The 6,462-nt window shown below is 43.8% G+C and carries 7 protein-coding genes and 1 riboswitch; of the genes, 4 read left to right on the plus strand and 3 right to left on the minus strand.

What is annotated here, in order from left to right; all coding sequences use genetic code 11:
• Window positions 1–283 precede the first annotated feature (283 nt).
• Together AC075J_RS08160 and AC075J_RS08165 are read left to right on the plus strand one after the other, a co-directional pair.
• Window positions 284–952, plus strand: a complete 669-nt coding sequence (locus AC075J_RS08160; RefSeq protein WP_008705442.1) for a response regulator transcription factor — start codon at window positions 284–286, stop codon at window positions 950–952.
• A gap of 81 nt (window positions 953–1,033) precedes the next feature.
• Complete coding sequence (locus AC075J_RS08165) at window positions 1,034–2,197, plus strand: sensor histidine kinase (RefSeq protein WP_368209113.1); 1,164 nt, start codon at window positions 1,034–1,036, stop codon at window positions 2,195–2,197.
• Window positions 2,198–2,206: 9 nt separating this feature from the next.
• Here the strand turns inward: AC075J_RS08165 and AC075J_RS08170 are convergent, their stop codons facing one another.
• The 3 genes from AC075J_RS08170 to AC075J_RS08180 form a co-directional block, all read right to left on the minus strand.
• Window positions 2,207–3,262, minus strand: a complete 1,056-nt coding sequence (locus AC075J_RS08170) for a low specificity L-threonine aldolase (RefSeq protein ID WP_368209111.1) — start codon at window positions 3,260–3,262, stop codon at window positions 2,207–2,209.
• A gap of 104 nt (window positions 3,263–3,366) precedes the next feature.
• Window positions 3,367–3,771: a DUF1284 domain-containing protein gene (locus AC075J_RS08175; protein WP_008705446.1), complete on the minus strand. Its 405-nt coding sequence runs from the start codon at window positions 3,769–3,771 to the stop codon at window positions 3,367–3,369.
• Window positions 3,772–3,941: 170 nt separating this feature from the next.
• The gene (locus AC075J_RS08180) at window positions 3,942–4,817 is read right to left on the minus strand and encodes a DMT family transporter (protein ID WP_055054095.1); all 876 of its coding nucleotides are present in this window, start codon (window positions 4,815–4,817) and stop codon (window positions 3,942–3,944) included.
• Between the two features lie 753 nt (window positions 4,818–5,570).
• A riboswitch (TPP riboswitch) is annotated at window positions 5,571–5,674 on the plus strand.
• 114 nt (window positions 5,675–5,788) lie between these two features.
• On the opposite strand from AC075J_RS08180, the gene thiW reads away from it, so the two are divergent.
• Window positions 5,789–6,376, plus strand: coding sequence for an energy coupling factor transporter S component ThiW (gene thiW, locus AC075J_RS08185; RefSeq protein ID WP_020993246.1), 588 nt, complete (start codon window positions 5,789–5,791; stop codon window positions 6,374–6,376).
• A partial coding sequence (locus AC075J_RS08190; protein ID WP_476390235.1) for a hydroxyethylthiazole kinase occupies window positions 6,306–6,462 on the plus strand: 157 nt, incomplete at its 3' end. The genes thiW and AC075J_RS08190, both read left to right, overlap by 71 nt.

Genomic DNA, 6,462 nt, shown 5'->3' on the forward strand with positions numbered 1-6,462 from the left:
GCAATTCATCCCATCACCTATAGAAGGCCACTGAAAAAGTCCTTTTTGCGTATAAATTAACACAAAATAAAGTACATCAATCAACTTTGAGACACTGTATATAGTATGAAAAAACAGTTTTTCAGCGGCGTCCCTATAGAGGTGAGGGAATTCTTGCTACGGTTGTTAAAAGAACTTTGTAATCGGATATTTTAATATGAAACATTTTCTTTTTTTACACGAATTTTATACTTCGTGTGCTATGATAAAACTATAAATCTAGAAATTCAAAAAGGAGACTATCATGCACATTTTAATTATAGAAGATGAAGAACAGCTCTGCCGTTCCATGGCAGAGGGGCTCCGCATGGACGGATACGAAACAGATACCTGCTTTGACGGAGAAGAGGGACTGGAATTATGTATGACAGAGAATTACGACCTGATCCTTCTGGATCTGAACCTGCCGGGAATTGACGGTCTGGAAATCCTGCGTCAGTTCCGTACCTTCAATACCAATACTCCTGTTCTCATACTCTCCGCAAGAGTACAGATCCAGGATAAGGTAGAGGGGCTGGATCTGGGAGCCAACGATTACCTCACCAAGCCATTTCATTTCGAAGAGCTGGAAGCCCGCATCCGCAGCCTTACCCGACGCAAATTTATCCAGGAGGATGTCTGCCTGAGATGCAGCCGCATTACCTTTGACACACGTACAAGAGAAGCCAGTGTAGATGGCACGCCTCTGGCTCTCACCAGGAAAGAAAGCGCACTTCTGGAATATTTTCTGCTTCACCGCAACCGGATCATCAGCCCTGAGGAAATGATCGAGCATCTCTGGGACGGCAGCGTGAACAGCTTCAGTAATTCCATCCGGGTGCATATTTCTTCTTTAAGAAAAAAACTGCGAACTGCCCTTGGATATGATCCTATACAAAATAAGATTGGACAGGGATATATTCTGGAAGAATAAAAATCATTCATATCTGTACAATAAATATTTTCAGATTTCAAATACTACTATGTCATTATAATGAAACGAAAGGATTTATCTATGAAATTTTATTCAGAAAAACTTTCCCCCCGCAGGCTCTCCCTCCAGTGGCGACTCACATTGCTGATCTCCGGGCTGGTTATCACAGCCTGTGCACTGATGTATTTCTTCATCAGCCGTTCTGCTGTGACCGGTCTGGAAGGGATTTCCGACTATGTGGTTCTGGTCACCCCCGACAACTCAAACCCGATCTCCATCAATGTAGATCCAAAAATCCTCATCCCTGATCTGGAAAACCAGATCCAGAATACCAAAAATAATTTTCTGTTCCAAAGCATGATTGCCACAGGTATCATTATTCTTCTCAGCAGTATCTGTACCTGGTTTGTCACCAGAAGAGCCCTGACCCCCCTGCGCAGATTCAGTGACAAAATCAGCCAGGTACAGGCACAGAATCTGTCTGAACCACTGGAAGTCCCACTCTCAGAGGATGAGATCTCACGTCTGACCAGATCCTTTAATGACATGCTTGCCCGCCTGGATAATGCCTTCTCTGCACAAAAGCAGTTTGTGGCAAGTGCAGCACATGAGCTTCGCACACCCTTAGCTGTAATGCAGACAAATCTGGAAGTTTTTTACAAAAAACCGGAACACACACCCCAGGAATACGACAGACTTTTCACTATGCTTCAGGAACAGATCGGCCGGCTTTCCCATCTTGCGGAAATCCTGTTGGACATGACAGGCCTTCAGACTGTAGAGCGTTCTGACACAATTTCCCTTGCAGCACTCACAGAAGAAGTTTTCTGCGATCTGGATCCGGTTGCAGACAAGCATCAGATCCGGCTTATTCAGACAGAAGGTGACTGTACTGTTACAGGCAGCTATATCCTTCTGTACCGGGCAGTCTATAATCTGGTTGAAAATGCGATCAAATATAACCGGCCTTCCGGTTCCGTTACTGTAAACATTCATTCTGCAGAATCTGCAGTCCTGGAGGTAACTGACACAGGCATCGGTATCTCCCCTGAAAATCAGGAAAAAATCTTTGATCCCTTCTACCGTGTGGACAAATCCCGCAGCCGCGCCATGGGCGGTGCAGGTCTGGGGCTTGCTCTTGTAAGCGAGATTGCCAGACAGCACAACGGCCAGGTAAAAGTAACCCAGAGCAGCGAAAAAGGCAGTACCATTGCCCTGATACTGCCTGAATCAACTGACTATTGATTTTTTCTCTTATTTATTTTTTTCCAGAATCTGAATCAGTTTCTGTGTATCTTCCATAGTAGTAGCCCAGCTTGTGGCAAAGCGGATCACAGAGTGTGTCTCATCATACTTCTCCCAGAATCCGAACTCCACATCTTGGGCTATTTTTTTCATTACCTCATTGGACACAATGCAGAATATCTGATTGGTGGGCGTATCTAGAGAAAGCTGATATCCATACTTCTTCAGTGCAGCCTTAATCTGCTCTGCAGCTTCCATTGCTGGTTTTCCGATGCGCTGGTACAGCCCGTCCGTAAACAGCTCACCAAACTGAATCCCTGCGATCCGTCCCTTGGCAAGCAGTGCTCCGTGCTGCTTGATGATCGTAAAGAAATGAGGAATCCGTCCTTTCTGCGGTATAACCACTGCTTCTCCAAACAATGCTCCGCATTTGGTTCCTCCAATGTAAAATACATCGCAAAGTTCTGCCAGATCAGTCAAAGTCACATCATTCTCCGGGCTTGCCAGTGCATAGGCAAGACGGGCACCATCTACATAAAGAGGAAGATGATTTTCCCGGCAGACTTTGCTGAGAACTGCTAATTCCTCTCTGGAATACAGGGTACCATATTCTGTTGGCTGGGAAATATATACCATCCCGGGCATTACCATATGCTCATAATTGGCATCATCATAGAAATCCTTCATCAGCTTCTCAATCTGCTGTGCAGAGATTTTTCCATCTTTCTGCGGTACTGTCAGAACCTTATGTCCGCCAAATTCAATGGCACCTGATTCATGAGTTGCAATATGCCCTGTATCCGCAGCCACAACTCCCTGATAGGATTTCAAAAGTGCATCGATTACTGTGGCATTGGTCTGTGTTCCGCCAACCAACAGGAATACTTCTGCCTCCGGTGCATTGCAGGCTTTTCTGATCTTTTCTTTCGCATCTTCTGTATATGGATCCTGACCATAGCCCACTGTTTTCTCCAGGTTCGTCTCCATCAGCTTTTTCATGATCGCAGGATGTGCACCCTCCATGTAGTCACTGGCGAAATATAAACGTGATTCTGTATTTTCCATTTTTATCGTTACGTCCTTTCACTGCACTATTTGCGCATTTGACTTTTTTATTCATAGCTTCTGTTCTGTACCGGAACGCTATTCATTCTGTTACTCTATTTTTCTTAGCATTTCTCCCATCTGCTCTTCTGACTTTCACAGATGGAGTTCCACTGACAATTCCCACAGATTTCTTTCCTCTTTCCTGATGCCAGGATTTTCTTTTGAACAACATCTGTAAAATCATCAAATTCCATAATCTGTCCATTTTCCAGACCGCACAGTTCCAGCACTGCATTGTCGTATGCTTCTACAAGTGAAAAGGAAGAACAGCATCCTTTTTCATTATTGGGACAGGCAGAACAGATCTCGTCTGTATCTGCATGAAGCTGTATCTTCGCTCCCTTCTGGAAAATATCCAGCATTTCCTGCATATGTGCGGAAAACCCGTTACTATATCCCTCACCCTTGAAATATGCAAGGCACATTCCATGGTGAGGGCGTAGTGGAATATTTTTTATAAAAGACATCTTTGTGCACCTTTCTCCTTAATTTTTTAACATATTGGATACTTTAACACAAAGCGTTTTTATTGACAACTTTTTTTATTTTATAGTTTACAATCCGATAATTCTATATACTGATCTGATTTCATCAGACTTACTGGATAAAATCAGAAAAATCCTTTTTTACTTTTTCTTCATTTACCAGCCTTAGCTACCCTCATATTATAAAGAAAGGTACCCAATGATGCCAGAATAATCAGCACATATCCTGTAAAGCTGTACTTATCCGGAATCTCTCCAAACAGGACAAATCCCAGCATCGTGGCAAAAATAATCTGCGAATAATCAAAGATGGAAATCTTCCCTGCAGGTGCATAGGTGTATGCAGCCGTAATCGTAAACTGTCCGCCCGCTGCGAATAATCCTGCCATCAGCAATGTCACAAGCTGCTTCATACTCATGGGTGTGAAATGGAACAACATCCAGGGTACAACCGACAAGCAGGAGAAAAATGAAAAATAAAACACGATAACCGGTCCCTTCACTCCGTGAGTTCCCAGTACACGCACCATCGTATACGCAATTCCTGCTCCCAGTCCACCGCAGACTCCAATCAGTGCCGGAACAAGTGCCGCATTCTGAAATCCCGGTTTCACTACAAATAAACATCCGATAAATGCCAGCGCAACACACGCAGCCTGCGCCGGTCTGATCTTTTCCTTTAACAAAAGGAATGAAAAAATAATCGCAAAAAACGGAGATAACTTATTCAGAATCGATGCATCTGCCACCAGAAGATGATCGATTGCGTAAAAGTTACACAGAATCCCCAGTGTCCCGCACACACAACGCAGGATCAACGGTCCCCAGTATTTCTTATCCACCTTCGGCACTGTACGATTTTTACAGAGAATCACCGCTGCAAACACCGCCGCCACCAGATTCCGGAAGAAACTCTTCTCCACAGACGGCAGATCACCTGCCAGACGCACACTCACATTCATACAAGCAAAGAAAAACGCCGACAGGATGATCATTATCATACCCTTTATGTAATTTTCCTGTTTCATCAGATTTAACCTGCCTTTCTGTCCATGCAGACAGCTTCTTTTTATCATATGCTGTCTGTCATCTACCTGTTAATCATAGCACGGACAATCGTTTTAGTACAAATAGATTTTTTATTTCAATTCGTCCTAAGCCATGATATACTATAAGAGCTGTCGAACCTCCAGCAGAAAGGAGGTGAGTTTCATGGAAGAAATTCTCGTCACATTTCTTGTCTCTGTTTTAGCAGGCGTAGTTAGCTACTACATATGCAAATGGCTGGACGGCAGACACTAGACAGCAACAGCCTAAACGGAACAGCTCACCGTAACGAGCAAGAAAGCCCTCAGAGCTGCAACTCTGAGGGCTTTTGTTTCTTTAGTTCGCTTCATGGAATCTCGTCACATTCCTTAGCTACTGTTAGTATATGCTGAAAAAAATAAAAAGTCAACTTAAAAATAATATTAGGTAGTGTAAATTTACGTTACTGTTCACTCCGTTCACAGTAACGTAGCCAAAATTCATTCCAGATTGCCTGCGGCAATGGAATTTTGGCTTGTATGTCTCGGGATTTTGGCATATTCATGCCAAAACACCTCGCGGGACAGTGGCGTGTGAACAGTAACAAATTTACTGTAGAAAATTTACCCTGCTTTTACATCCCATTGACTTTTCCAAAAGCTTGTGTTACTCTAAAGCGTGTTTGAAAATTGTAACGCACATCTTGCGTAAAGCATTTTTCAAATACGCTCTAACAAAAGAAAATCTGCATAATGGATAATAACAACGGGAGCCTGTGGGACAGGCTGAGAGGAAGATAGATCTTCGACCGCACCTGATATGGATAATGCCAGCGTAGGGACTGTATTTGTATATTAAAATCTGCCAGTGTGTTATTCCGGCAGATTTTTTTGCAGGATTTTATCTGCTTCCTGCACAACTGATAATGTCTGCTTCGGCAGACCAAATCTTCATTTCAAGGAGGTTCATTATTATGAACACAGACAGATCAAAAACACTCAGAATGGTCATGCTCGCCATGATGGTTGCCATCGGCGTTGTCATCTCACCTATTCTGAGAATCGAGGGTATGTGCCCTACTGCACACCTGATAAACATCGTCTGTTCCGTACTTCTGGGACCGTGGTATTCACTACTTTGTGCCACTCTCATCGGAATCATCCGAATGATGTTTATGGGTATCCCGCCACTTGCACTGACAGGTGCCGTATTCGGCGCATTTTTATCAGGCGTTTTCTACCGCGCTTCTCATGGAAAGATTATCTGCGCAGTAATCGGTGAAATCTTCGGAACCGGTATCATCGGCTCTCTGGTTTCCTATCCTGTAATGGCATTTCTTATGGGCAGAAGCGGACTGAACGCATTTTTCTATACACCAATGTTTCTGGCAGCAACCTGCATGGGCGGCACCATTGCCTACTTCTTCCTGAAAGCATTAAGTCACGCAGGAATGCTTGCCAAATTTCAACAAAGCCTTGGAGCAAAAGTATATGACCGTAAATCAGACAAATCCCAGACAATTGACCAGAGCAGTACAGCCGCTGATTCATTGCATCACTAATCCGATTTCTATTCATGACTGTGCGAATATTATTTTGGCGGCCGGAGGCCGCCCGATCATGGCAGAACATCCTGCTGAAGTAGCTG

The organism is Blautia sp. ZXY-1-C6 (assembly GCF_056339875.1).